This window comes from Methylosinus sp. Sm6 (assembly GCF_019802345.1).
GTDB lineage: Bacteria > Pseudomonadota > Alphaproteobacteria > Rhizobiales > Beijerinckiaceae > Methylosinus.
Window position 1 is genome coordinate 35,533 of the sequence record NZ_JAINDZ010000016.1, and the last position, 24,771, is coordinate 60,303.

Consider the following 24,771-nt stretch of genomic DNA (forward strand, 5'->3'; position numbering starts at 1 on the left):
AGGTCGTCGCCGTGCCGCCATTGGTCGAGAGCGCGAGACACGCCATCGAGATGCGCGCGAAGAGGCTCGGCCTCGGCGTCGCATTGGATGCAGCGGCGATTCTCTCGGCGGCAGTCGCGCTGTTCTTCTTCACCTATGGCGCCTTCGTGCTGGCGGATCGGCAATTCGGGACCGTCGTCGCCAGCCTTCTGCTCGGCGCATTCTATCTCGCGCTCGCGGCGGCTCTGTATGTCTGGTCGCGCAGATTGGCGCAGCAGCCCGTCGGCGCCCCGCGCTCCGATGACACCGGGAAACTTCTGCTCGCGGCGACCGCAGGCGGGGGGCGTCCAGATTGGCTGGTCGCGCCGGTCGTCATCGCCGCGGGCATAGAAATACTGCGGCGCGTCGGCGCGCGCCGGCTCATTCCGGCGTTCGCCTTGAGCGCGGTCGCGGTTGCGGCGGCGCAGACCACGATGCGCTCCAGGCCGGGTAGCTCAGAGAAGACCAACGAGCAGCAGCAGGAAAAGAAACACGCCTGAGCGCGACCGGCGCGGCGGCTGCTCGGCCGCCGCGCCGAGGACGGCGGTTCACACGCCCCCTCTCCTGAGGAGACCGCCGATCAAGGCGATCACGAACAACACGATCGCCACCCAGAACAGCATGCGCGCACCCTCGACGGCCGTGCCTGCGACGCCGCCGAATCCGAACGCCGCCGCGATGATGCCGATCACGAGGAACACGATGGCCCAATACAGAAGACCGCCCACGGACGCCTCCCGATGTCGATCCCGGCCCGGCCGATAAACGCAGGAGCCGCGAAGCGGTTTCTCGCAAGCCCGGATTCTCCGCGCTGGCGCCGAAAGTGACGAGATGAGCCTCGACCCCGAACGCAGCTTCCGGATCAATTTCGGACCGGTTCACCCGGCCGCGCATGGCGTGCTGCGCCTCGTCCTCGAGCTCGACGGAGAGATCGTGCGCCACGCCGATCCGCATGTCGGCTTCCTGCATCGCGGCACGGAGAAGCTCCTCGAGGACAAGACATATCTGCAGGGCCTTCCCTATTTCGATCGGCTCGACTATGTCGCGCCGATGAATCAGGAGCATGGCTTCTGCCTCGCGGCCGAGCGCCTGCTCGGGCTCGAGGTTCCGCGGCGCGCGCAGCTGATCCGCGTGCTCTATCTCGAGATCGGACGGCTTCTGTCGCATCTCCTCAACATCACCACCTGGGCGTCCGATTGCGGCGCGCTCACGCCCAATCTCTGGGGATTCGAGGAGCGCGAGAAGCTGATGGCGTTCTATGAACGCGCGTCCGGCGCGCGCATGCACGCAAATTATTTTCGCATGGGCGGCGTGCATCAGGATTTGCCGAATGCGCTTCTCGACGACATCGATGATTTCTGCGACCGCTTTCCGCAGGCTCTGGACGATCTCGAGGGGCTGCTCACCGACAATCGCATCTTCAAGGAGCGCAACGCCGATATCGGCGCCATCACTCTGGACGAGGCCTGGGGCCTCGGCTTCTCCGGCGTGTTTCTACGCGCCTGCGGCGCGCCGTGGGACCTGCGCAAGGCGCAGCCCTATGAATGCTACGAGGAGATGGATTTCGACATTCCAGTTGGGCGCAATGGCGATTGCTACGACCGCTATTGCGTGCGCGTCGAGGAGCTGCGCCAGTCGACGCGCATCATGACGCAATGTCTCGTCAAGCTTCGCGCGCCCGGCGGCGAGGGCCCCGTCGCAGTGGAGAACCCGAAGATCACCCCGCCCCGGCGCGAGGTCATGAAGCGCTCGATGGAGGCGACCATCGAGCATTTCAAGCTCTATACCGAAGGCATCCACGTGCCCGCGGGCGAAGTCTATGTGGCGGTGGAGGCGCCGAAGGGAGAGTTCGGCGTCTATCTCGTCTCGCACGGCGGCGACAAGCCCTATCGCTGCAAGGTCAGGCCGCCATCCTTCGCCCATCTCGCCGCCGCCGACCGCCTCTCCCGCGGACACATGCTCGCCGATGTCGCCGCGATCATCGGCTCGCTCGACATCGTGTTCGGAGAGATCGACCGATAGCGAACGGGTGGGCGCGGCGGAGGCGATGGTCTACAATCCCCGCGGGGAAACGGAGACCGCCGCGGCCATGACGACGACGACGAACCGAGAGACGGACGAGTTCGCGGTTCTGTGGCTGCAGGCCGGCAGCTGCGGCGGCTGCACGATGTCGGTGCTGGAGCGTGGCGGCGCCGGCTGGCTCGAGGAGCTGCGCCGTTTCGGCATACGTCTCCTGTGGCATCCGAGCCTCAGCGAGGAGACCGGCGCCGAGGCGCGCGCCATTCTGGCGCGCATCGAGAGCGGCGAGGATAGGCTCGACGCTCTCGTCATCGAGGGATCCATTCTGCGCGGGCCGGAGGGGACCGGCCGGTACGACATGCTCGCCGGGACCGGCCGCAGCAAGCTCGACTGGGTGCGCGCGCTCGCGCCTCTCGCCGGCCATTGCGTCGCCATCGGCAGCTGCGCGGCCTTCGGCGGCGTTCCGGCCGGCGCGCCGGATCCGACCGACGCCTGCGGCCTGCAATATACCGCGAGCGAGGCCGGAGGAGCGCTCGGCGCGGATTATCGCTCGCGCGCTGGGCTGCCCGTCGTCAATGTCGCCGGCTGCGCGCCGCATCCGGGCTGGATCATGGAGACATTGGCGGCGCTCTCGCTTCGCCGCTTGACCGCGGCCGATGTCGACGGTTTCGGCCGCCCGCGGCTCTTTGCCGATCATCTCGCGCATCACGGCTGCAGCCGCAATGAATTCTATGAATTCAAGGCCAGCGCCGAGGATTTCGCCGAGCGCGGCTGCCTGATGGAGCATCTCGGCTGCAAGGCGACCCAGGCGGTCGGCGACTGCAATCAGCGCGCCTGGAACGGCGGCGGCTCCTGCACGCAGGCGGGGTCGACCTGCATCGCCTGCACCTCGCCCGGCTTCGAGGCGACGCGCGGCTTTCACCACACGCCGAAGATCGGCGGAATCCCCGTCGGCCTGCCGCTCGACATGCCCAAGGCCTGGTTTGTCGCGCTCGCCGCTCTGTCCAAATCGGCGACGCCCGCGCGCGTGCGCGAGAACGCCCGCAGCGACCGCGTCGCGCGAGGGCCGGCGCCGAGCTCCGACAAAAGGTCTGGCTCCGAAAAAAGGACCGGCGCCGAGAAAGCGAAATGAGCCGCCTCGTCGTCGGTCCGTTCAATCGAGTCGAAGGGGATCTCGAGCTGACGCTCGACGTCGAGGGCGGCGTCGTCCGCGAGGCGCGCGTCGCCGCCTCGCTCTATCGTGGCTTCGAGCAATTGCTGCTCGGCCGCCCCGCCGAGGACGCGCTCGTCATCGCGCCGCGCGTCTGCGGCATCTGCTCGGTCTCGCAGTCGCTGGCCGCCGTCGCCGCCTTGCGCGCGGCGCAGGGAACGGAGCCGGCGCCCAATGGCCTCATCGCCGCCAATCTCGCCCATGCGGCGGAGAACATCGCCGATCACCTCACGCATTTCTACGTCTTCTTCATGCCGGATTTCGCGCGCGCCGCTTATGCGGGGCGCGGCTGGCAGGAGGCGGCGGAGGCGCGCTTCAAGGCGGTCTCCGGCGCCGCTCTGCGCGAGGCGCTGCCGGCGCGCGCGCGCCTGCTGGAGACGATGGGCCTCATCGCCGGAAAATGGCCGCACAGCCTCGCCTTCCGTCCCGGCGGCGTGACGCGGGCGCTGGCCCTCGGCGACGAGATGCGGCTCGTCGCTCTGCTCGCGGAGTTTCGCGGCTTCATCGAACGCACTCTGTTCGCCGCGCCGATCGAGGCCGTGATCGCGCTCTCCAGCGCGAAAGCGCTCGACAGCTTCGTGGAAGGCGACGGCGCGGCCGGCGATTTCGCATTTTTCGTCCGGATCGCGCGCGATCTGCGCCTCGACGAGCTGGGGCGCGGTCCCGGCCTGCTGATGTCGGCCGGAGCCTATCTCGGCCCGCAGGGCCATCGCTTTCCCGCCGGCCTGCTCGACACGGCGACCGGCGCGCTGCGATCGCCGCCCCTGCACGCAATCGAGGAGGACGTCTCCCACAGCTTCATGCGCGATACGGCCGCCGATCCGGCCCTTGCCGAGACGCTCCCCGACATTCATCGGCCGGGCGCCTATAGCTTTGCGAAAGCGCCGCGGCTGGAGGGCCGCGCGGTCGAGGTCGGCGCCGTCGCCCGCCAGGCGGTCGCCGGACATCCGCTGATCCGCGATTGTCTCGCGCGGAGCGGCGCATCCGATGTCTTCGCCCGCATCGTCGCGCGCCTGCTCGAAATCGCGCTGCTGACGCAAGCGATGGACGAATGGACGCGCGATCTGCGTGCGCGCGAGCCCTTCTGCGCGACGGATGCGCCGCTGCGCGACGGCGCGGTCGCCGGCTTCGTCGAGGCGGCGCGCGGCGCGCTCGGCCATTGGGCGAGCTATCGCGGCGGGCAGATCGCGCGCTATCAGATCATCGCGCCGACGACGTGGAATTTCTCCCCGCGCGACTCGGCCGGACGGCCCGGCCCGCTCGAATTCGCGCTGCAAGGGCTCGAGGTCGGGGCCGAGGGCGCGTCGAGCGTTGCGCTGCAGCATGTCGTGCGCTCCTTCGACCCTTGCATGGTCTGCACCGCGCATTGAGTGGTGAGCGGCTTTCCGCGACTGGAAAAGCGATTTTCAATCCCGCGACGCCGATGCGCCTGCGGACTTTGTGCAATCGCCTGAGAAGCTGGAATTCTTCTTTTTCCAGCCTGCTGGCCCACAACTTGCGCTTCGCTGGACAAGCGGCGTCGTCGCGCGAATGCCGCAACGCACAATGGGTGGGAAGGAAACAGCCGCCATGGAAACCTTCTACGACGTCATTCGTCGTCAGGGCGTCACGCGCCGCAGCTTCACCAAATTCTGCTCGCTGACCGCCGCGAGCCTCGGCCTCGGATCGACCGCCGCCGTGAAGATGGCGCATGCGCTGGAGACCAATCCGCGCATTCCGGTGATCTGGATGCACGGCCTCGAATGCACCTGCTGCTCGGAGAGCTTCATCCGCTCGGCGCATCCGCTTGCAAAAGACGTCGTGCTGTCGATGATCTCGCTCGACTATGACGACACCATCATGGCCGCCGCCGGCCATCAAGCCGAGGCGATCCTCGAGGAGACCAAGGAAAAGTACAAGGGCAAATATATTCTGGCCGTCGAGGGCAATCCGCCGCTGAACGAGGGCGGCATGTTCTGCATCGACGGCGGCAAGCCCTTCGTCGAGAAGCTGAAATGGATGGCCGAGGACGCCATGGCGATCATCGCCTGGGGCGCCTGCGCCTCCTGGGGCTGCGTGCAGGCGGCCAAGCCCAATCCGACGCAGGCGACGCCGATCGACAAGGTCATCAAGGACAAGCCGATCATCAAGGTTCCCGGCTGCCCGCCGATCGCCGAAGTGATGACCGGCGTCGTCACCTATGTCACGACGTTCGGCAGACTGCCCGAGCTCGACCGGCAAGGCCGGCCGAAAATGTTCTACTCGCAGCGCATCCACGACAAATGCTATCGCCGCCCGCATTTCGACGCCGGCCAGTTCGTCGAGGAATGGGACGACGAGGCGGCGCGCAAGGGCCATTGCCTCTACAAGATGGGCTGCAAGGGGCCGACCACCTACAACGCCTGCTCCACCGTGCGCTGGAACGGCGGCGTCTCCTTCCCGATCCAATCCGGCCATGGCTGCATCGGCTGCTCGGAAGAAGATTTCTGGGACAAGGGCTCATTCTACGACCGGCTGACCAAAATCCAGCAATTCGGCATCGAGCACAATGCCGATGAGGTGGGACTCGCGGCCGCTGCCGTCGTCGGCGGCGCCGTCGCCGTCCATGCCGGCGTCACCGCGGTGAAGCGCATCACGACGAAGCACGACGGGTGAGGAGCGCTGGCGCGCACGTCACCCGCGCCTCATGCTGAGCCCGCGCAGCGGGCGTCTCGAAGCACTCCAGAGAGCGCGCCTGACGCTTCCCCCACCCTTCGAGACGCGGCCTGCGGCCGCTCCTCAGGATGAGGGAAGCTCCTACAGGCGCCCTGGACACGAATGACACCGGCAACGGCCGATCTCGAGGAAACGCGATCATGGGCATTCAGACGCCGAACGGCTTCAATCTCGACAATTCCGGCAAGCGCATCGTCGTCGATCCGGTGACGCGCATCGAGGGACATCTGCGCGTCGAGGTCAATGTCGACAAGAACAATGTGATCCGCAACGCGGTCTCGACCGGCACCATGTGGCGCGGCATCGAGGTCATTCTCAAGGGCCGCGATCCGCGCGACGCCTGGGCCTTCACCCAGCGCATCTGCGGCGTCTGCACCGGCACCCATGCGCTCACGTCCGTGCGCGCGGTGGAGAACGCCCTCGGCATCACCATCCCCGAGAACGCCAACTCCATCCGCAATATGATGCAGCTGGCGCTGCAGGTGCACGACCATCTCGTGCATTTCTATCATCTTCACGCGCTGGATTGGGTGGACGTCGTGTCGGCGCTCTCGGCCGACCCCAAGGCGACCTCGGCGCTGGCGCAGTCGATCTCCGACTGGCCGCTCTCCTCGCCCGGCTATTTCAAGGATCTGCAGATCCGTCTGAAGAAATTCGTCGAGTCCGGCCAGCTCGGCCCGTTCAAGAACGGCTATTGGGGCCATGCCGCCTATAAGCTGCCGCCGGAAGCCAATCTGATGGCGGTCGCGCATTATCTCGAGGCGCTCGATTTCCAGAAGGAGATCGTGAAGGTCCAGACGATTTTCGGCGGCAAGAATCCGCATCCCAACTGGCTCGTCGGCGGCGTGCCCTGCGCCATCAATGTCGACGGCACGGGCGCCGTCGGCGCGATCAACATGGAGCGCCTCAATCTGGTGACCTCCATCATCGAGCAGTCGATCGAATTCGTGGAAAAAGTCTATGTGCCGGATGTGCTCGCCATCGGCTCATTCTACAAGGATTGGCTCTATGGCGGCGGCCTCTCCGGCAAGAACGTCATGGGCTATGGCGATATTCCCGAGCACGCCAATGATTATTCCGCGGCCAATCTCGGCCTGCCGCGCGGCGTGATCCTCAACGGCAATCTGAAAGAGATTTTCCCCGTCGATCACACCGATCCCGAGCAGATCCAGGAGTTCGTCACGCATTCCTGGTACAAATATCCGGACGAGTCCAAGGGGCTCCATCCCTGGGACGGAATCACCGAGCCCAATTACAAGCTGGGCCCGGCCGCCAAAGGCACGCCGACGAACATTCAGGAGTTGGACGAAGCCGGCAAATATTCCTGGATCAAGGCGCCGCGCTGGCGCGGCAACGCCGTCGAGGTCGGCCCGCTCGCGCGCTATATCGTCGGCTACGCCCAAGGCAAGCCGGAGTTCAAGGAGCCGACCGACGAGTTCTTGAAGAAGCTCGGCGTGCCGGTCACGGCGCTGTTCTCGACGCTCGGCCGCACCGCGGCGCGCGCGCTGGAAGCGCAATGGGCGGTGCGCAAGATGGAGCACTTCCAGAACAAGCTGATCGCCAACATCAAGGCCGGCGACACGGCGACCGCCAATGTCGACAAATGGAAGCCGGAGGCCTGGCCGAAAGAGGCCAAGGGCGTCGGCTTCACCGAGGCGCCGCGCGGCGCGCTCGCGCATTGGATCAAGGTGAAGGACGGCAAGATCGAGAATTATCAGTGCGTCGTGCCGACCACATGGAACGGCAGCCCGCGCGATCCCAAGGGCAATATCGGCGCCTTCGAGGCCTCGCTGATGGACACGCCGCTCGCCGATCCGCAGAAGCCGCTCGAAATTCTGCGCACCATCCATTCCTTCGATCCCTGCCTCGCCTGCTCGACTCACGTGATGAGCGAGGACGGCCAGGAAATGACCAAGGTCACGGTTCGCTGAAGGGAGGACGGTCATGACCGAGGCGACGCAAGTCCATGGCGTGCTGGACAGCCACGGCGAGAAGGCCGCGCGGCTGGAGAGCGTCTATGTCTATGAAGCGCCGGTGCGGCTGTGGCATTGGATCAATGCCGCGGCGATCGTGGCGCTGGCGACGACGGGCTATTTCATCGCCTCGCCGCCGCCCTCAACGCCCGGAGAAGCGAGCGCGCAATTCCTGATGGGCTATATCCGCTTCGCCCATTTCTCGGCCGGCTATGTGCTCGCCGTCGCGCTGCTGATGCGCATCTATTGGGCTTTCGTCGGCAATGAGCATGCCCGGCAGATATTCTATCTGCCGGTCTGGGACCGCAAATGGCTGTGGGGCGTGCTGCACGAGCTGCGCTGGTATTTGTTCCTGGCGAAGGCGCCGAAAAAATATATCGGCCATAATCCGCTCGGCCACCTCGTGATGCACGGCTTCATGCTGACGCTGGCCTTCCTGATCGTGACCGGCTTCGCGCTCTATTCGGAAGGCGCCGGCCGCGACAGCTGGCAATATGCGCTGTTCGGCTGGGTCTTCTCGATCTGGCCCAACAGCCAGGACGTCCATACCTGGCATCATCTCGCCATGTGGGGCGTCGTGCTGTTCGTCATCATTCATATCTACACCGCCGTGCGGGAGGACATCGTGTCGCGCCAGAGCCTGATCTCGTCGATCATCTCGGGCGAGCGCGTGTTCCGCGACGAGGCCGACAAGTGACGCGCATCCTCGCGACGCGAGCGGCGAGGCGGCCCATGGGCCGTATTGCCTCGCCCGCGATGAGGCGGAAAGCGTCGGAGGACTGACGATGCGCACTCTCGTTCTCGGCATCGGCAATATTCTCTGGGCCGACGAAGGCTTCGGCGTCCGCGCGGTGGAAGCCTTCCATGCGCGCTATGAAACCGGGCCGGATGTGACCGTGCTCGACGGCGGCACGCAGGGGCTCTATCTGGTTCAGTTCGTCGAAGCCTGCGACAGGCTCCTCGTGTTCGACGCCATAGACTACGGCCTCGAGCCCGGGACCCTGCGCATCATGCGCGACGCCGACGTGCCGCGCTTCATGGGCGCGAAAAAGATGAGCCTGCATCAGACCGGCTTTCAAGAGGTGCTGGCCGCGGCCGATCTGCTCGGCCGCTATCCCTCCCGCCTCGCGCTGATCGGCTGCCAGCCGCAGGATCTCGAGGATTGGGGCGGCCCGCTGACGGCGCCCGTGGCGGCGGCGATCGAGCCGGGGCTCTCCGTCGCGGCGCAGATTCTCGCCGAATGGGGCGTCGACTTCCGGCCCCGCGGGGCCGAAGCACGCGAGCGCCTGCTGGCGCACGACCTCGACCATCGCCATTATGAGCGGCGTCCGCGCGGCGCCGAAGAGGAGACGAGACCATGAAAGCATTTCGCAACGCTCTGACGGCCGCCGTCTCGCTGGCCCCCACCGCCGCGCTGGCCCACCCCGGCGCGCATCCGGCCGACCTCGGATGGGACCTCGTCCATATTTTCACTCAGCCCGATCATCTCGTCGCCATGGCCCTCGGGCTCGTCTGGGTGGGCATGACATTCGCCGTCTGCTGTTGGTTCAAGCCGTGGCGGGCCGACTCCTGGCGCTGACGCCGCCATGTGCATCGGCTTTCCCATGACGGTGATCGAAGGCGACGCCTTCGAGGCGCTGTGCGAGCGGCGCGGCGAGCGGCGACATGTGTCCATGGCGCTGGTCGGCGCGCAGCCGGCCGGCGCGCGCGTGCTGGTGCATGTCGACTCGGCCGTGCGCCTGCTCGATCCGCTCGAGGCCGCGCAGATCGACGATGCGCTCGACGCGCTCGAGAAGGCGCTCGCCGGCGAAAATGTGGACCATCTCTTCGCCGATCTCGTCGGCCGCGAGCCCGAGCTGCCCGACTTCCTCCGCGAGCCGGAAAGTCGCTGATCCGGCTGGAATGCTGCTTTCCAGCGCGCCGGGGCGGGAGCGGCGAGCCATGCGGCAAACTCCCTTTCGCTTCAGTCGCCTTCCTTCCAGCGGGACGCCGCAGCCGCTGGCACGCAGCTTGCCGCAGCTCATCAAAAAGCACCAAAAAAAACTCCGGGAGGAGCCGATGCCGTCGCCGCTGTTGCGCGCCCTGCGCGTAAAGCATGGCGTCGCCGAGGTGGACGAGGCCTCGATCGACGCCTTTCTCGCGCAAGCACCGCATGCGCTGCTGTTTTTCGCCGGCGATCCGGCGCAGCGCAGCGAGACGCATGACGTCGCGGTGATTCTGCCGCAGCTGATCGCCGCTTTCGCGGGACGGCTGCGCGCCGCCATCGTCGCGCCGGCCGCCGAGCATGCGCTCGCCCGCCGTTTCCTCGTCGGCGTCTATCCGAGCCTCGTCGTGACGCGCGGGCCGGACCCGGTCGGCGTACTGCCGAAGGTCTGGGACTGGGCCGATTATTGCGCGCGCATAAACGGCTGGCTGCGGCCCGACGCGCCCGTGCTCGAGCGTCCCATCGGGCCGCGTGTAAGCATCACATTTTCCGGCGAGGAGACGACGGCATGAAAGCGGGATTCTGGATCGCGCCGGAAGGAACCGACGACACGATGACCATGCTGCCGCTCGCCGAAGCCGGCGAAGACGTCGCGCGCGGCAAGGATGTGGTCGGATTTCTCGCCAGCGCCTCGGCCGAAGAGGCGATCGCCCGTTGTCCGCGCACGGCGCAGCTGCTGCCGCAGCTCGCCGAGGCGCTGGAGGCGCAGCGCGCCGACGCCCCCGGCCGGCTGTTCGATATCACGGACTATGAGGATCACGAGCGCGAGCTGATCGGCCAGGTGCTGGGCGAGGGCGAGGTGAGCGGCCTCGCCGCTCTGCCGGACGGCGGCGTCGCCCAGCTCGTCGAGGCGTCGATGGCCGGCCTCTGGCGCGTGCGCTTTTCCGACGCCGACGGCAAGCTCGTCGCCGATTATCTCGAGATCGCCGCCATTCCTCATGTCGTCGAGCGCGCCGCCGCCTTCACCGCCGAACGGCTGAGCTTCGGCGATGCGCCCGAAGGGGCGATGAATGTGATGCCGATCCTCGCCGAGATCGACGGCCGCATGCGCGCGCACCGGCCGGGCGGCCCTTCGCACACGATCAATTTCTCGCTGCTGCCGGTCAATGAGATCGACATGGACTTCCTGCAGCGCACGCTCGGCGACGGCCCCGTCCAGCTCGTCTCGCGCGGCTATGGCCATTGCAAGGTGACCGCGACCGGCGCCCGCAATGTGTGGTCCGTGCAATTCTTCAATGCGATGAGCACGATCATCCTCGACACGCTGGAGATCGGCGACACGCCAGCCGCCGCCCGCGCCGCCGACGAGGATTTTCACGATTCCGCCGAACGTCTGCGCGAGATCCACGAGGCCTATTTCGCATGAGCGACGACGTCTCCGAAGCCACGCGCATGGAATGCGGCGTCTGCTGGCATGTCTATGATCCGGCCGAGGGCGATCCCGTGTGGCAGATTCCGCCGGGCGTCGCCTTCACCGATCTGCCGGAGGACTGGCGCTGCCCCGAATGCGACGCGCCGCGCGAAAAATTCCTGAGGCTCGGCGAATGAGCGCCTGCGCGATCGCCGAGCGGCTCGCCGCGATCTATGGCGACATCTATCGCGGGGCGATGCGCGACGCGCCGATCTGCAATGACGCGCTGGAGGTCGAGGCTGTGGGGTTTCGCGCCTTCGGCGATCTCGCGCTCGGCGTCATGGTGACGCCCTGGTTCGCCAATCTCGTCGCCGCGCCGGCGGACGAGGCGGCGGAGCCGCTCGACCGGGCGCCTCTGCGGCTGCGCTTTCCTGCGGGCGAAGTGGAATTCACGGTGAGCGAGCTCGACGGATTCGGGCGTCTCGCCTCCTGCTCGCTGTTCTCGCCGATGGACTCTTTCGCCGATCAAGACGCCGTCCGCGGCACGGCCGAAGCGGCGCTCGCCGCGCTGTTCGATCCGCAACTCCACGATGCGCCCGAGCGAGAGCCTGCCGCAAAGACGCTCGACCGCCGCGCTCTGTTCGGCGGACGCCGCGCGGAGAGCCGAGGCGCGAGCCCGTGAGCGGCGACGGCGCGTTCGCGGCGGGCGCGATCTCCATCGCCGTGGAGACGGCGGACGATCGCATCTGCTCCGTTCGCCTGCGCTCGAGCCGCCCGCTGCGCCTCTCGCGTCTGTTTCGCGGCCGCCCCGCCGACGAGGCGCCGCTGCTGGCGGAGCGCCTGCATGCGCTCTGCGGCGTCGCGCATGGCCTCGCCGCCGCCTCCGCCGTCGCCGCCGCGCGCGGCGAGCGGGCGGCGCCCTCGACCGAGAGCGAGCGCCGTCTCCTGTGCGAGCGCGCCACCGAAATGCTGCGCTCGAGCGCCGCCATGACCGGCGCCCCTCCCCCGGCGCCTCTGCGCGAAATTCTGGCGCTGACGCGCGAGATCGCGCTCGCTCCGCCACGCGCGAGCCGGCAGAGCGTCGAGGCGCGCCTCGGGGAAGCATCGCGCGCGCTCGGTCTCGCGGAAGTTTCGCCGCCGGCGGACACTCTGTTCGGCGCGCTGCGGCGCGCCTGCGCGACGGATGCGACGCCGCCGGCGGAAGCGCCCGACGCGCTCTCGCCCGACGACGACGCGGCCGTGCTCGCCGGCCTGCGACGCGAGGGCGAATGTTTCTGCGCGGAGCCGCGGATCGCGGGACGCGCGCCGGAGACCGGACCTTTCGCGCGCCATTGGCGAGAAACCGATATGCGCGGCGGCGCGGCGGCGGCGCGGCTGCAGGCGCGCATGATCGATCTTACCGCGACGCTCGGCCGCCTCGCCCATGGCGGCGGCGAGAACAGCCCGCGCCTGTCTTCTTCTGCGCCGCGCGAAGGCTTCGCGGCCGTCGAAACGGGACGCGGCGCACTATATCACTGGGCGCGGCTTTCGACCGACGATAAGATCGCCGACTATGCGATCCTCGCTCCGACGGAATGGAACTTCCACCCAGCCGGCCCGTTCGTCGCGACGCTGCTCGGCGCGCGCATGCCACGCGGGCGCGCCGCCGAAGCGATCACGCGGCTCGCCGCTTTATTCGATCCTTGCGTCGCCTTTCACGTCGAGCTCGAGGAGGCGGTCCATGCATGAGCTCGCCCTGACCGAGAGCATCGTCGAGATGATCGAGGAGGAGAGCCGCAGCCGAGGCTTCGCCCATGTGCGCGTGGTGCGGCTGGAGATCGGCGCCTTGAGCCATGTCGAGCCCGAGGCGATCCGCTTCTGCTTCGAGGCGGTGGCGCGCGGCGGCGTGACCGATGGCGCGCGGCTCGAGATCATCACGACTCCGGGCGAGGGCTGGTGCCTCGATTGCGGCAAGACCGTCGTGGTCACTGAACGTTTCGGCCCTTGTCCCGACTGCGGCGGCTATCATGTGCAGGTGACAGGCGGCGAGGATATGCGGGTCAAGGAACTGGAGGTCGACTGATGTGCACGGTCTGCGGCTGCGGAACCTCGAGCGTCGAAGGCAAGGAAGCCCATTCTCACGACCATGCTCATGAGCACGGCCCGCGTGAACACGGCCCGCATGAGCACGCTCATGCGCATGGAGCGCATGAGCATCATCATCATGAACATGATCGCCACCACCATGATCATCATGGCCATGATCACGCACACGACGCCCATGCGCACGGCCCTGCCGACAGCGTCATCGACTTCGGCGCCGGTCCCGCCGGCGTGCACATCGCCGGCATGAGCCAGGATCGGATCATCCGCATCGAGCGCGACATTCTCGGCAAGAACAATGATCACGCCCGTGAGAACCGCGCGCATTTCGCGGAGAGCGGGACATTCGCGCTGAACTTCGTCTCTAGCCCCGGCTCGGGCAAGACCGAGCTGCTGGTGCGCACGATCCGCGACATGAAGGATCGCCTTCCCATCGCCGTCATCGAGGGCGATCAGCAGACGTCGAACGACGCCGAGCGCATTCGCGCGACCGGCGCGCCGGCAATCCAGCTCAACACCGGCAAGGGCTGCCATCTCGACGCGCATATGGTCGGCCATGCGCTCGAAGATCTGCCGCTCGCGCCCGGCGGCCTGCTGTTCATCGAGAATGTCGGCAATCTCGTCTGTCCCGCCGCCTTCGATCTCGGCGAGGCGCACAAGGTGGTGGTGCTCTCGGTGACGGAGGGCGAGGACAAGCCGCTCAAATATCCGGAGATGTTCGCCGTCTCCGATCTGATGCTGCTCAACAAGTCCGACCTTCTGCCGCATGTCGAGTTCGATGTCGGCCGCTGCCTCGCCAATGCGCTGAAGGTCAATCCCGATCTGCAGACGCTGGTGGTCTCGGCGCGCACGGGCGAAGGCATGCCGGCCTTCTACGCCTGGATCGAGGCGCGCGCCGCGCGGCTGGCGCAGCGGCGCAATGAAACCGCGGCGACGGCCGCGACACGATAAGAGCGAGCCCTGGCCATGACGGCTTCGGAGGCGGCGACCACTTCGAGACTGCGCCTCAGAGTGACGGGCGCTGTGCAGGGCGTCGGCTTTCGTCCCTTCGTGCATGGGCTCGCGCATCGCTATGCGCTCGGCGGCTTCGTGCGCAATGACGCGCGCGGCGTGCTGATGGAGGTGGAGGGCGACGCGATCGACGCCTTCGTCGCGGCGCTGCGGCGCGAGCCGCCGCCGCTCGCGCGCATCGACAGCCTGACTTGCGAGGCGATCGCGCCGATGCGCGAGACGGCGTTCCGCATCGAGCAGAGCCGCGACGGCCGCACGCTGACGCGCATCACGCCGGACGCCGCCGTCTGCGAAGATTGTCTCGACGACATCTTCGATCCGTCGAGCCGATTCCATCTCTATCCTTTCACCAATTGCACCCATTGCGGGCCGCGCTACAGCTTGACAAAGCGCCTGCCCTATGACCGCGCACAGACCTCGATGGCGCGCTTCGCAATGTGCGAGGATTGCGCGCGCGATTATGCCGATCCGAGCAATCGGCGCTTTCACGCGCAGCCGATCGCCTGTCCCGCATGCGGCCCACGGCTCGCTCGCCTGTCGACGGAGGCGAGCCCGAAGGCTCGCAGTGCAACTCCCGCTGTCGACCACGAGCCTTCAGGCTCGCTCATCTCAAAAATCGTCGCGACCATCCGTCATGGCGGCGTCGTCGCGCTGAAAGGAATCGGCGGATTCCATCTGCTCTGCGACGCGCGTCGCGAGAGCGCGGTCGCCGAGCTGCGTCGTCGCAAGCAGCGCGACGCCAAGCCTTTCGCGGTGATGGCCGCCAATGCGGCGTCCGCCGAGCGGATCGGCGTCTTCGACGCAGAATCGCTTCGCCTCTTGCGCTCGACCGCGCGGCCGATCGTCGTCGTCGAGAGCCGCGCGCCGCTCGCGCCCTCCGTCGCGCCTGGCCTCACGCGCGTCGGCGTTCTGCTCCCTTACGCGCCGCTGCATCATCTCTTGTTCCATGCCGCCGCCGGCGCGCCGGAGAGCCGTCACTGGCGAAGCGAGGCGCAGGAGCTCGTGCTCGTCGCGACCAGCGCCAATGTGAGCGGCGAGCCTTTGATTATCGACGACGAGGAGGCGCGCGAGAAGCTCCGCGCGATCGCCGATCTCGTCATCGGCCATGATCGCGCCATCGTGGCGCGCGCCGACGACAGCGTCGCGAGCGTCATTGCCGGCGCGCCGGCGCTTCTGCGCCGCGCCCGCGGCTTCATCCCCGATCCGATCGCGCTCGCCTCCGACGGCCCCGATGTCCTCGCCGTCGGCGCGCATCTCAAGACCACCGTCACGGTGACGCGCGGCCGCGAAGCCTTCGTCTCGACGCATATCGGCGCGCTCGACAACCGCGCGACGATCGCTTTCCATCGCGAGACCATCGCGCGCATGCTCGATATTCTCGATGTCCGCCCCGAGCGCATCGCCTGCGATCTCCATCCCGATCTCGCCTCGACGCGCTATGCCGAGGACTGCGGCCTCCCGCTCGTGCGCGTTCAGCATCATGCCGCCCATGTCGCGGCGATCGCGGCCGAGCATGGCGTCGATGAGCCGCTTCTCGGCGCCGCGCTCGACGGCTATGGCTATGGCGACGACAGCGGCGCCTGGGGCGGCGAGCTGATGCTGGTCGAGCGCGGCGACTGGCGCCGCGTCGGCCATCTCGCGGAGCTGCCGCTGCCGGGCGGCGACCGCGCCGCGCGCGAGCCCTGGCGCATGGGCGTCGCCGCCCTCGCCCGCCTCGACCGATGCGCCGAGGTCTTCCACCGCTTCCCGCAGTTTTCGCTGGCGGGACAGGTCGCCATGCTCGCCTCCTCGCCCCATGTCGCGCGCACCACGAGCCTCGGCCGCATCTTCGACGCCGCCGCCGCTCTGCTCGGCGTGCGTCATCTCCAGGAGCACGAAGCCCAGGCGGCGATGGAGCTCGAGGCGCTGTGCCGCGCGCCGCGCGCGCTCGCCGGCGCCTTCCGCATCAGGGACGGCAAGCTCGATCTCGCGCCGCTGTTCGCCGCTCTGCTCCAGCCCGGGCTCGACCCCGCGCAGGGCTCCGAGCTGTTTCACGGAACGCTGATCGAAGCGCTCGCCGCCTGGATCGGCGACGCCGCCCTCGCGCGCGGCCATCGCCGCGTCGCGCTCGGCGGCGGCTGCCTGATGAACAAGATTCTCGCCGAGGGCGTAGCCAATGGCCTGCGCGCGTTCGGCGTCGAACCCTTGCTCGCGCGAAAAATTCCAGCCAATGACGGCGGGCTGTCGCTCGGACAGGCCGCCATCGCCCGAGAGAGAAAGGCGTAAAGCCATGTGTCTCGCCATACCCACGCGCATCGTCGAGCTGCTGCCGGACGAAATGGCGCGCATCAGCCTCGACGGCGTCAGCAAGGTCATCTCCGTCGCGCTCGTCGACAATCTCGCCGTCGGAGATTATGTCGTGCTGCATGTCGGCTATGCGCTCGCCAGGATCGACGAGGCGGAAGCGCTCGCCACATTGGAGCTGCTGCGCGAAGCCGCGCAATTGGGAGCCGCGCCATGAAGCATGTCGACGAGTATCGCGACGGCGCGCTGGCGCGCGGCGTCGCCCGCCGCATCGCCGAGGAAGCGCAGCCGGGCCGGCATTATCGGTTGATGGAGTTTTGCGGCGGCCATACGCATGCGATCTCGCGCTATGGCGTCGAAGATTTGCTGCCCGAAAATATCCGCATGATCCACGGGCCGGGCTGCCCGGTCTGCGTGCTGCCGATGGGGCGCATCGACGACGCCATCCGCCTCGCCGCGCGGCCCGAGGTGACGCTCTGCACCTACGCCGATCTGATGCGCGTGCCGGCCTCGGGCGCGACGAGCCTGATGAAGGCGAAGGCCGACGGCGCCGATATTCGCATGGTCTATTCGACGCTCGACGCCATCGCCATCGCCGAGAAGGAGCCGGATCGCGAAATCGTGTTCTTCGCCATCGGCTTCGAGACCACCACGCCGCCGACCGCTCTCGCCATTCGCCTCGCGCAGAAGAAACGCCTGCGCAATTTCTCGATCTTCTGCAATCATGTGCTGACGCCGGCGGCGATGCAGGCCATTCTCGAGGCCAAGGAAGGCGTCGAGATCGAGGGCTTCGTCGGCCCCGCCCATGTCTCCACCGTGATCGGCATGTCGCCCTATCGGCGCTTCGCGACGGATTATCACAAGCCCGTCGTCATCGCCGGCTTCGAGCCGCTCGACGTCATCCAGGCCGTGCTGATGCTGGTTCGGCAGATCAATGACGGCCGCAGCGAGATCGAGAACCAATACCGCCGCGCCGTCACCGAGACCGGCAATAACAAGGCCATCGACGAGATGGCGGAGATATTCGAATTGCGCGAGAGCTTCGAATGGCGCGGCCTCGGCGAGATTCCGCGCAGCGCGCTGCGGCTGCGCGAGCCTTACGCGCAATTCGACGCGGAGCGGCGCTTTTGCGTCGTCACCCTCCCCGCGCGCGACAATCCCGCCTGCGAATGCGGCGCGATCCTGCGCGGCGCCAAGCGCCCGCAGGATTGCAAGCTGTTCGGAACCGCCTGCACGCCGGAGACGCCGATGGGCTCCTGCATGGTGTCCTCGGAAGGCTCTTGCGCGGCGCACTGGGCTTATGGAAGATTCCGCCAGATCGAAAGGCGGAAGGCGTCATGAACAAGCACGAGCCGCTCGGAAGAAAGCTGGACCTTCGCCATGGCCGCGTCGACCTGTCGCACGGCTCCGGCGGGCGGGCGATGGCGCGACTCATCGCCGACGTCTTTCACGCGGCCTTCGACAATGATTGGCTGCGCGCCGGCAATGATCAGGCGGCCTTCGACATTCCCGGCGGACGCATGGCGATGACCACCGACGGCTATGTCGTCTCGCCTCTGTTCTTTCCCGGCGGCGACATCGGCAAGCTCGCCGTGCATGGCACGATCAACGATATCGCAATGGCCGGCGCGCGGCCCCTGCACATGTCGGCCAGCTTCATCATCGAGGAAGGCTTTCCCCTCGCCGATCTCTCGCGCATCGCGCAGAGCATGGGCGAGGCCTCTCGCGAGGCGGGCGTGCCGATCGTCACCGGCGACACCAAGGTGGTCGAGCGCGGCAAGGCCGACGGCGTGTTCATTTCCACCGCCTGCGTCGGCGTGGTTCCGGCGGGGCTCGAGCTCTCCGGCGACAAGGCGCGGCCGGGCGACGTCATTCTCCTTTCCGGCGCGATCGGCGACCATGGCGTCGCCGTGATGTCGAAGCGCGAGAATTTGTCGTTCGAGACGGAAGTGCTTTCCGACACCGCCGCTTTGCACGAGCTGGTCGCGGCCATGGTCGCGGCCGCCGGCGCCTCGATCCGCCTGATGCGCGACCCGACGCGCGGCGGGCTCGCGGCGACGCTCAACGAGGTCGCGCATCAGTCCAAGGTCGGCGCGCAGATCGACGAGGCGTCGATTCCGGTCGCGCCGCAAGTGGCGGCCGCCTGCGAGCTGCTCGGCCTCGATCCTCTGTTCGTCGCCAATGAGGGCAAGCTCGTCGCCATCGTCGCGCCGGAGGCGGCCGACGCCCTCCTCGCCGTCATGCGCGCGCATCCGCTCGGCGCACGATCCGCGCGCATCGGCGAGATCGTCGCGGACGAGCATTGCTTCGTGCAGATGACGACGCGCTTCGGCGGCGGCCGCATTATCGATTGGCTCTCCGGCGAGCAATTGCCGCGCATCTGCTGAGCGACCACATTCATGAACCAGCGCGAAGACCCGGCGAAGATCGAACGCGACCCGCGCAAGAGCGCGACCGGCGCCACAGTGCTGATCGTCGACGACGAAAAGCGCTCGCTCGAATCCTTGCGGCGCGTGCTCGGAGTCGAGTTCCAGATTCTGTGCGCGCAGAACGCCGCCGAGGCGGAGGCGATTCTCGACGGCGATCTCGTGCAAGTGGTGCTGTGCGATCAGCGCATGCCGGGCGAGACGGGCGTCGAATTCCTGACGCGCGTGCGCGAGCGCTGGCCGGAGCCCGTGCGCATGATCATCTCTGGCTATACCGACGCGGAGGACATCATCGCCGGCGTCAATGAAGCCGGCGTCTATCGCTATGTGACGAAGCCCTGGGACCCGGACAGGCTGCTGGAGACCGTGCGCGAGGCCGCGCGACTCTATGCGGCGCAGAAGGAGGGCGGCGCGGCGCCGCCGCTCGACGCCAAGCCGTCCAACGAAAGGCTGCGCCGAATCGTCCAGGACAAGCGCCGCGCCGAGCGGAGCCTGTTCGAGTTCTCGCGCATCGTCCACGCCCCCGACAGCCCGATGCGCCAGACCATCGCTCTGGCGCGGCGCGCCGCCGAATACGACATCTCCGTGCTGATCACCGGCGCCTCCGGCACCGGCAAGGAGCTGCTCGCCCGCGCCATTCACCACGGCTCCGCGCGCGGCGACAAATCCTTCGTCGTCGAAAACTGCGGCGCGCTGCCGGACGAACTGCTCGAGAGCGAATTGTTCGGCTGCAAAAAGGGCGCGTTCACCGGCGCCTATCAAGATCGTGTCGGCCTGTTCGAGGTCGCCGATGGCGGCTCGATCTTTCTCGACGAGATCGGCGAGACATCCCCTGCTTTCCAGGTGAAGCTGCTGCGCGTCCTGCAGGAGGGCGAGATTCGCCCGCTCGGCGCCCAGCGTCCGCGCCGCGTCGACGTGCGCGTCATCGCCGCCACCAATCGCGACATCGAGGCGGAGGTCGAAGCCGGCCGCTTTCGCCGCGATCTCTATTATCGCCTCGCCGCCTTCCCCATCCATCTTTCGGCGCTCGGCGAGCGCCGCGGCGACATCGCCATCATCGCCGCGCGCATTCTGCTCGCCGTCAATCAGCAATTCAACCGCCGCATTCCCGGCTTCGAGCCGGAGACCTTGCGCTTGATGGAGCGCTATTCCTGGCCTGGAAACGTTCGCGAGCTGCACAATGAAATTCAGCGGATGGTGGTGCTCAGCGATGGCGAGGCCAATCTTTCGCCGGAGCTGCTGTCGCCGGCGATCCTCGAGCATGGCCGCGGCGGCGCGGCGCCGCAGGAGGGGCAGACGCGATTCACCTTGAAGGAGCGCGTCGAAATGCTCGAATGCGCGCTCATCAAGGAATCGCTCGAGCGCAATGGACGCAACATCAGCCATGTCGCCGATGAGCTCGGCCTCTCGCGCGTCGGCCTGCGTAGCAAGATCGCGCGCTATGATATCTCCCGCGTCGTCGATGACGAAGCCTGATGCGACAAGCGATTGCGCGCGTGGCGATCTGATCGCCCGCGTCGCCGGCGCCGACATCGCGCTTTCGGAAGGCAGCGAGCAGGTCTGGCTCGAAGTCATCCGCAAGATGGATGAGGTCTATGCCGATCTCCTCGTCTACGAAGCCGATCTCGAGAAGAAGAACGGCGAGCTCGAGGAAGCGCAGAATTTCATTCAAAGCGTGATTGCATCGGTCTCCGACGTGCTCGTCGTCTGCGACGAGAGCGGGGCGATATTGCAGGTCAATCCGGCGTTCCGCGAGCTGATCGGCCACAGCGAGGAGGAGCTCGTCGGATCGCCGCTGCTCGAGCTGTTCGTCCCCGAGGACCGGGCGCAGGCGTCGACGCTCTGCTCGGCGTCGACGCGCGACGCCACCAGCGCCGAGCTGCGCTTCCGCACCCGCGACGGTGCGTCCGATTTGATGGCGATCAATCGCTCGCCTCTCTCCAATTCCGCAGGACGGCGCGCCGGCGTCGTGTTCACCGGCCGGCCGATCGGCGAGCTGCGGCGCGCCTATGAGGCGCTGCATCGCGCCCATCTCGAGCTGAAGCAGGCCCAGTCGCGGCTGATCGAGCAGGAGAAGATGGCGAGCCTCGGACGTCTCGTCGCCGGCGTCGCCCATGAGCTCAACAATCCGATCAGCTTCGTCTATGGAAATATTCACACGCTCGACCGCTATCGAAAGGCCCTCGCCCGCTATATCGGCGCCCTTCACTCGGGGGCCGGCCCAAAGGAGCGCGACAGGCTGAGACGCGCCGACGACATAGACGCGATGCTCGCCGATCTCGAGCCATTGATCGAAGGCACGCTCGAAGGCGCCGTGCGCATCAGCGATATCGTGAAGAATCTGCGCCGGCTCTCCTTCGGCGCCAACACGCCGCGCGAAAAAATCGCGCTCTCCAAGGTCGTCGAAACCGCGACGCAATGGGCCGCGCGCAGCAAGAAGGCCAAGGCGCGCATCGTCACGCGGCTCGAGCCCGATGTCGTCGCCTGCGGCCACAGCGGTCAGATCCACTCCGTGCTGGTCAATCTGATCGACAATGCGCTCGACGCCGTGCGCGACAGCGACTCCCCGCTCGTCTCGATCGACGCGCGCACAGACGGCGAACATGCCGTCGTCGAAGTGGCCGACAATGGCAAAGGCGTGCCCGAGACGCTGCGCAGCCGCATATTCGAGCCTTTTTTCACCACGAAGACCGTCGGCGAAGGAACGGGACTCGGCCTTTGGATCAGCTATTCGATCGTGCACGAACATGGCGGCTCGATCGAGGTCGACGCGCCGCCGCAAGGCGGCGCGCGCTTCACCTTGCGGCTCCCTCGCGGAGTGGATTGACGACGCTCCGCGCGCGAGCGAACGCTGGCGATCAGCTCGGCTTGCGCAGCGCGCCACGCAGCAGAATCTCGGCCATCAGCGTCCGCGAGATCTGCAGCTCCTTCTCCTCGAGCGCGCCGAGCGCGACGATCAGCCAGCCATAGACGGCCGCGCCGCAGGCGATCGCCAGGGCCAATGCGGCGGGCGCCTGCCATTGCGTGACGATTGCGCGCGCCGCCAGCGCGCAGCCTGTCGCCGCGAGCACGATCTTGCAAAACTTCGCCAGCGGAAACGGCGCCTCCATGACCTTCGCGATGTAAACGAAGCTCGCCAGGGTGAGAAACCCCTGCACCGCCGAGCGTGCGGACACGGCGCCCATCACGCCGAATGCCGGAATCACCGTCACGCCTGCGAGCAGGGACAAGACGACGCCGAGCGCTCCCGTGCGCACGAGAAAGGAGCTTTTCTCGCAGGCGAGCAAGAGCGTCGTGCTCACTGTGGAAATGGAGCCGAACGCCTGCATGGCGATCAGAATCGTGGCGGACGCGCTCGCTTCTGCGAACTCCGGCCCGAACAGCACCGGCAGAAACAGCGGAGCGATCGCCGCCATGCCGAAGCAGGCGGGAAACAAGACCACAGCGACAAAGCGAATCGACGAAGCGTAGGCGTCGTGCAGTCCGCTTCGATCTCCGAGCGCGTGTCGCTCGGCGAACAGCGGCAAAATCCCGCCCGTCATCAACAAAGGCGCCTGCGCGGCGAGATTGCAGAGCGTGTAGGAGACCGCGAACAGCCCCGCCTCCTTGGCGCCGCGCCAATAATCCAGAAAGCCGATTTCGATGCGCGACCAGACGATCACCGAAATGAGTCCGACGCCCCAATTATTCACAGCAAAACGCCAGGCGCGTCGCCTCAGGTCTTCCGGCAGGCCGGTCGTCGCTCTCATATATTGCAAGGCCGCGGCCGCGCAAACGACACTGCCCATCGCATAGCCGATCAGCGCGCCTTCCGCGCCCCCGTAAAAACATCCCGCAGCCGTCGCGACGAGCTGCAACGGCAATCCGATCGCCGTCAGCTTCGCCGCCACGTCGAAGCTCTGACGCCCACGCAGAACCGACAGGCCGAAATTGTTGAGCGCCTGAACGGCGAACACGAATGCGATCACCAGCCAGATGGAATCGGGAGACTCGCTGAACATGCGCAATCGGAAGCTGTCGCGGATCCATTGCGCGCCGCCGAGCGCCAGCTCGGCGAAGAGTCCGACGACGAGCGCCGTCGAGAACAATATCGGCCGAAAGAAATAGGGGCCGATCTCGTCGACATAGGCGAGCTCGCCGCGCGCCATCAGCTCCGGCGTGAACCGCGCTATGGTGAGGGGAAGGCCGAGGTCGGCGAAAGTAACGGCCATTCCCGTGACCCACACGCCGATCGCCACCGTTCCCGCCCCGACGGGACCGAGAATGCGTCCAACGATCACGAGGCCGAGAAAGCTGCCGAGAGACGAGTTCAGACTGGCGAGGAGCCCGAACATGGTGTTGCGGGTAAATTTGTTCAGGGACATGTCAGGCCTGTCGAAGCGCGAGCTTTATGGGCTCAGTGTCGAGATCGCTCGGCCGGTCTTTTTGACACAGAAGCCGATCCCTCGACCTCTATCGAGCAATCCCGGCGCCGGTCGGCGTCTGTTCCGATTTCCGGCATCCGGCGCGAGCCCGCCGCACCATGATAAATCTGCGAGTAGCTTTCGGCGACGCGCGGCCATGCGAATTCGCGCGCAAGGCCGACTGCCCTCTCACGCAGAGCTCCTGCGGAGGCTTCGAGCTCGTCGAATGCGCGGCCGATCGCTTTCGCCGTCGCAGCAACGTCGGCAAAATCCGCAATGTGAATGAGCCCGCGCCGTGACGAGAAGGCGCGATAAGCGTCATTCCCATGCACCACCGGCAGCAGTCCCGCGCTCAGCGCTTCGATCAAAGCTATGCCGAAACCCTCATATTCCGACGCGCTCACGAACAGGCTCGAACGGCCGATCAGCTGCGCGACGCCGTCATCGTCCAGGCCGACATGAAGCTGCACATGCGCCTGAAGCGAGCGTTGCGCGATCTCGTCGTTCAAACGATCCTTGTTCCAATCGGATTCGAGTCCGACGATGTCGAGGCGCCACTGCGCATCCCGCTCGACCAACGCCCGCATCGCGTCGAGCAGACGGTCGAGCCGCTTGTTGACCGAAAATCGTCCGATGGCGATGAGCGACTTCACCGGCGTTCGACTCGATGCGTGCGCGAATTTGTCGATATCCGTCCCGTTCTCCACCAGTTGCAAATTGTTCGGCGAGATCGTCGCGAACAGACGATAGTCGCTGTCGCTGCACGCGACGATCGCGTGATAGCGGCGCGCCGTGAACCGCGTCACCGCGGCGAACCAGATGCGCTTCAACGTCGAATGCGCGGCTGTATGGAAAAATCCGCCATGGGTGGTCGCGATGATCGGGCGTCGCCGCAGGAGCGACGCGAGCGCGACGAAATCGAACAAGAAGTCGACGGCATGAACATGCAGGATATCGGCGTCGCCGATGTGCGCGAGCACGCCCGGCGCGATCGGATAGCGCGTCGAGCCGAAAAACGGCACGCGGCGGATCTCTATGCCGTCGAGAGCGTCTTTATCGGCGAGAGGCGTGTCGCGATCGGTGAACAGACGATCCAGCGTCACGACACGCACATGCGCGCCCGCTTCCACCTGCGCGCGGGCGAGTCGATGAACGAACTCCTCGAGCCCTCCCCGCGAAGGCCAGAACTGGCGAACGATATGGACAATTCTCATGGGACGCCCCGCTCTCGAGCCGCTCGCTTCACGCTTTGCGCCGCGCTTAACGGCTCATTAACCAAGCGCCGGCTAATTCTCGGCCGATACGGCTCGAGGATTC

General features: G+C 66.9%; 26 protein-coding genes. 23 read left to right on the forward strand and 3 right to left on the reverse strand.

Annotated features, from left to right (window positions below; genetic code table 11):
- Positions 1–11: 11 nt before the first annotated feature.
- The gene (locus tag K3F48_RS12310; protein ID WP_222575735.1) at positions 12–518 is read left to right on the forward strand and encodes a phage holin family protein; all 507 of its coding nucleotides are present in this window, start codon (positions 12–14) and stop codon (positions 516–518) included.
- 48 nt (positions 519–566) lie between these two features.
- Here K3F48_RS12310 and K3F48_RS12315 read toward each other — a convergent pair whose 3' ends face one another.
- Positions 567–746 (reverse strand): DUF1328 domain-containing protein, encoded by a 180-nt coding sequence (locus K3F48_RS12315; RefSeq protein ID WP_222575736.1) that lies wholly within the window; start codon positions 744–746, stop codon positions 567–569.
- A gap of 103 nt (positions 747–849) precedes the next feature.
- Here K3F48_RS12315 and K3F48_RS12320 point away from each other — a divergent pair, with 103 nt between their 5' ends.
- The 22 genes from K3F48_RS12320 (at position 850) to K3F48_RS12425 (ending at position 21,878) form a co-directional block, all read left to right on the forward strand.
- A complete protein-coding gene (locus K3F48_RS12320) occupies positions 850–2,040 on the forward strand; it encodes an NADH-quinone oxidoreductase subunit D (protein WP_222575737.1) in 1,191 nt (396 codons plus the stop codon).
- Between the two features lie 67 nt (positions 2,041–2,107).
- Positions 2,108–3,169 (forward strand): HupU protein, encoded by a 1,062-nt coding sequence (locus K3F48_RS12325; RefSeq protein WP_222575738.1) that lies wholly within the window; start codon positions 2,108–2,110, stop codon positions 3,167–3,169.
- Positions 3,166–4,617, forward strand: a complete 1,452-nt coding sequence (locus K3F48_RS12330; protein ID WP_222575739.1) for a nickel-dependent hydrogenase large subunit — start codon at positions 3,166–3,168, stop codon at positions 4,615–4,617. Before K3F48_RS12325 ends, K3F48_RS12330 begins: the two co-directional genes overlap by 4 nt.
- A 199-nt stretch (positions 4,618–4,816) precedes the next feature.
- The gene (locus tag K3F48_RS12335; protein ID WP_370631411.1) at positions 4,817–5,881 is read left to right on the forward strand and encodes a hydrogenase small subunit; all 1,065 of its coding nucleotides are present in this window, start codon (positions 4,817–4,819) and stop codon (positions 5,879–5,881) included.
- 200 nt (positions 5,882–6,081) lie between these two features.
- Complete coding sequence (locus K3F48_RS12340) at positions 6,082–7,872, forward strand: nickel-dependent hydrogenase large subunit (RefSeq protein WP_222575740.1); 1,791 nt, start codon at positions 6,082–6,084, stop codon at positions 7,870–7,872.
- A 13-nt stretch (positions 7,873–7,885) separates the two neighbouring features.
- Entirely contained in the window at positions 7,886–8,611 is a 726-nt protein-coding gene (gene cybH, locus K3F48_RS12345) for a Ni/Fe-hydrogenase, b-type cytochrome subunit (RefSeq protein ID WP_222575741.1), read from the forward strand.
- 88 nt (positions 8,612–8,699) lie between these two features.
- Complete coding sequence (locus K3F48_RS12350; protein WP_222575742.1) at positions 8,700–9,275, forward strand: HyaD/HybD family hydrogenase maturation endopeptidase; 576 nt, start codon at positions 8,700–8,702, stop codon at positions 9,273–9,275.
- Positions 9,272–9,493: a hypothetical protein gene (locus K3F48_RS12355; RefSeq protein ID WP_222575743.1), complete on the forward strand. Its 222-nt coding sequence runs from the start codon at positions 9,272–9,274 to the stop codon at positions 9,491–9,493. Before K3F48_RS12350 ends, K3F48_RS12355 begins: the two co-directional genes overlap by 4 nt.
- Before the next feature lie 7 nt (positions 9,494–9,500).
- Positions 9,501–9,806: a HypC/HybG/HupF family hydrogenase formation chaperone gene (locus K3F48_RS12360; RefSeq protein WP_222575744.1), complete on the forward strand. Its 306-nt coding sequence runs from the start codon at positions 9,501–9,503 to the stop codon at positions 9,804–9,806.
- Positions 9,807–9,972: 166 nt separating this feature from the next.
- Positions 9,973–10,410, forward strand: coding sequence for a hydrogenase accessory protein (locus K3F48_RS12365; RefSeq protein ID WP_222575745.1), 438 nt, complete (start codon positions 9,973–9,975; stop codon positions 10,408–10,410).
- On the forward strand, positions 10,407–11,264 hold the full coding sequence (locus K3F48_RS12370; RefSeq protein ID WP_222575746.1) for a hydrogenase expression/formation protein: 858 nt from the start codon (positions 10,407–10,409) through the stop codon (positions 11,262–11,264). The genes K3F48_RS12365 and K3F48_RS12370 overlap by 4 nt, the downstream gene beginning before the upstream one ends.
- Positions 11,261–11,446, forward strand: a complete 186-nt coding sequence (locus K3F48_RS12375; protein WP_222575747.1) for a rubredoxin — start codon at positions 11,261–11,263, stop codon at positions 11,444–11,446. Before K3F48_RS12370 ends, K3F48_RS12375 begins: the two co-directional genes overlap by 4 nt.
- On the forward strand, positions 11,443–11,931 hold the full coding sequence (gene hybE / locus K3F48_RS12380; RefSeq protein ID WP_222575748.1) for a [NiFe]-hydrogenase assembly chaperone HybE: 489 nt from the start codon (positions 11,443–11,445) through the stop codon (positions 11,929–11,931). Before K3F48_RS12375 ends, hybE begins: the two co-directional genes overlap by 4 nt.
- Positions 11,928–12,977: a nickel-dependent hydrogenase large subunit gene (locus K3F48_RS24890; RefSeq protein WP_222575749.1), complete on the forward strand. Its 1,050-nt coding sequence runs from the start codon at positions 11,928–11,930 to the stop codon at positions 12,975–12,977. The genes hybE and K3F48_RS24890 overlap by 4 nt, the downstream gene beginning before the upstream one ends.
- Positions 12,970–13,311: a hydrogenase maturation nickel metallochaperone HypA gene (gene hypA / locus K3F48_RS12390; protein WP_222575750.1), complete on the forward strand. Its 342-nt coding sequence runs from the start codon at positions 12,970–12,972 to the stop codon at positions 13,309–13,311. The genes K3F48_RS24890 and hypA overlap by 8 nt, the downstream gene beginning before the upstream one ends.
- Positions 13,311–14,282: a hydrogenase nickel incorporation protein HypB gene (hypB, locus tag K3F48_RS12395; protein ID WP_222575751.1), complete on the forward strand. Its 972-nt coding sequence runs from the start codon at positions 13,311–13,313 to the stop codon at positions 14,280–14,282. The genes hypA and hypB overlap by 1 nt, the downstream gene beginning before the upstream one ends.
- Positions 14,283–14,297: 15 nt before the next feature.
- Positions 14,298–16,607: a carbamoyltransferase HypF gene (gene hypF / locus K3F48_RS12400; protein WP_222575752.1), complete on the forward strand. Its 2,310-nt coding sequence runs from the start codon at positions 14,298–14,300 to the stop codon at positions 16,605–16,607.
- 4 nt (positions 16,608–16,611) lie between these two features.
- Positions 16,612–16,842, forward strand: coding sequence for a HypC/HybG/HupF family hydrogenase formation chaperone (locus K3F48_RS12405; protein ID WP_222575753.1), 231 nt, complete (start codon positions 16,612–16,614; stop codon positions 16,840–16,842).
- Positions 16,839–17,966: a hydrogenase formation protein HypD gene (gene hypD / locus K3F48_RS12410; protein WP_222575754.1), complete on the forward strand. Its 1,128-nt coding sequence runs from the start codon at positions 16,839–16,841 to the stop codon at positions 17,964–17,966. Before K3F48_RS12405 ends, hypD begins: the two co-directional genes overlap by 4 nt.
- Positions 17,963–19,012 (forward strand): hydrogenase expression/formation protein HypE, encoded by a 1,050-nt coding sequence (gene hypE / locus K3F48_RS12415; RefSeq protein ID WP_222575755.1) that lies wholly within the window; start codon positions 17,963–17,965, stop codon positions 19,010–19,012. Before hypD ends, hypE begins: the two co-directional genes overlap by 4 nt.
- Positions 19,013–19,024: 12 nt before the next feature.
- A complete protein-coding gene (locus tag K3F48_RS12420; protein ID WP_222575756.1) occupies positions 19,025–20,527 on the forward strand; it encodes a sigma-54 dependent transcriptional regulator in 1,503 nt (500 codons plus the stop codon).
- Positions 20,514–21,878, forward strand: a complete 1,365-nt coding sequence (locus K3F48_RS12425; RefSeq protein WP_222575757.1) for a sensor histidine kinase — start codon at positions 20,514–20,516, stop codon at positions 21,876–21,878. The genes K3F48_RS12420 and K3F48_RS12425 overlap by 14 nt, the downstream gene beginning before the upstream one ends.
- 31 nt (positions 21,879–21,909) lie before the next feature.
- Here K3F48_RS12425 and K3F48_RS12430 read toward each other — a convergent pair whose 3' ends face one another.
- Both K3F48_RS12430 and K3F48_RS12435 read right to left on the reverse strand, forming a co-directional pair.
- Positions 21,910–23,415, reverse strand: a complete 1,506-nt coding sequence (locus tag K3F48_RS12430; RefSeq protein ID WP_222575758.1) for a lipopolysaccharide biosynthesis protein — start codon at positions 23,413–23,415, stop codon at positions 21,910–21,912.
- 32 nt (positions 23,416–23,447) lie between these two features.
- Positions 23,448–24,668 carry a glycosyltransferase family 4 protein gene (locus K3F48_RS12435; RefSeq protein ID WP_222575759.1) on the reverse strand — a complete coding sequence of 407 codons (1,221 nt, stop codon included), beginning with the start codon at positions 24,666–24,668 and terminating at the stop codon, positions 23,448–23,450.
- Positions 24,669–24,771: the final 103 nt, after the last annotated feature.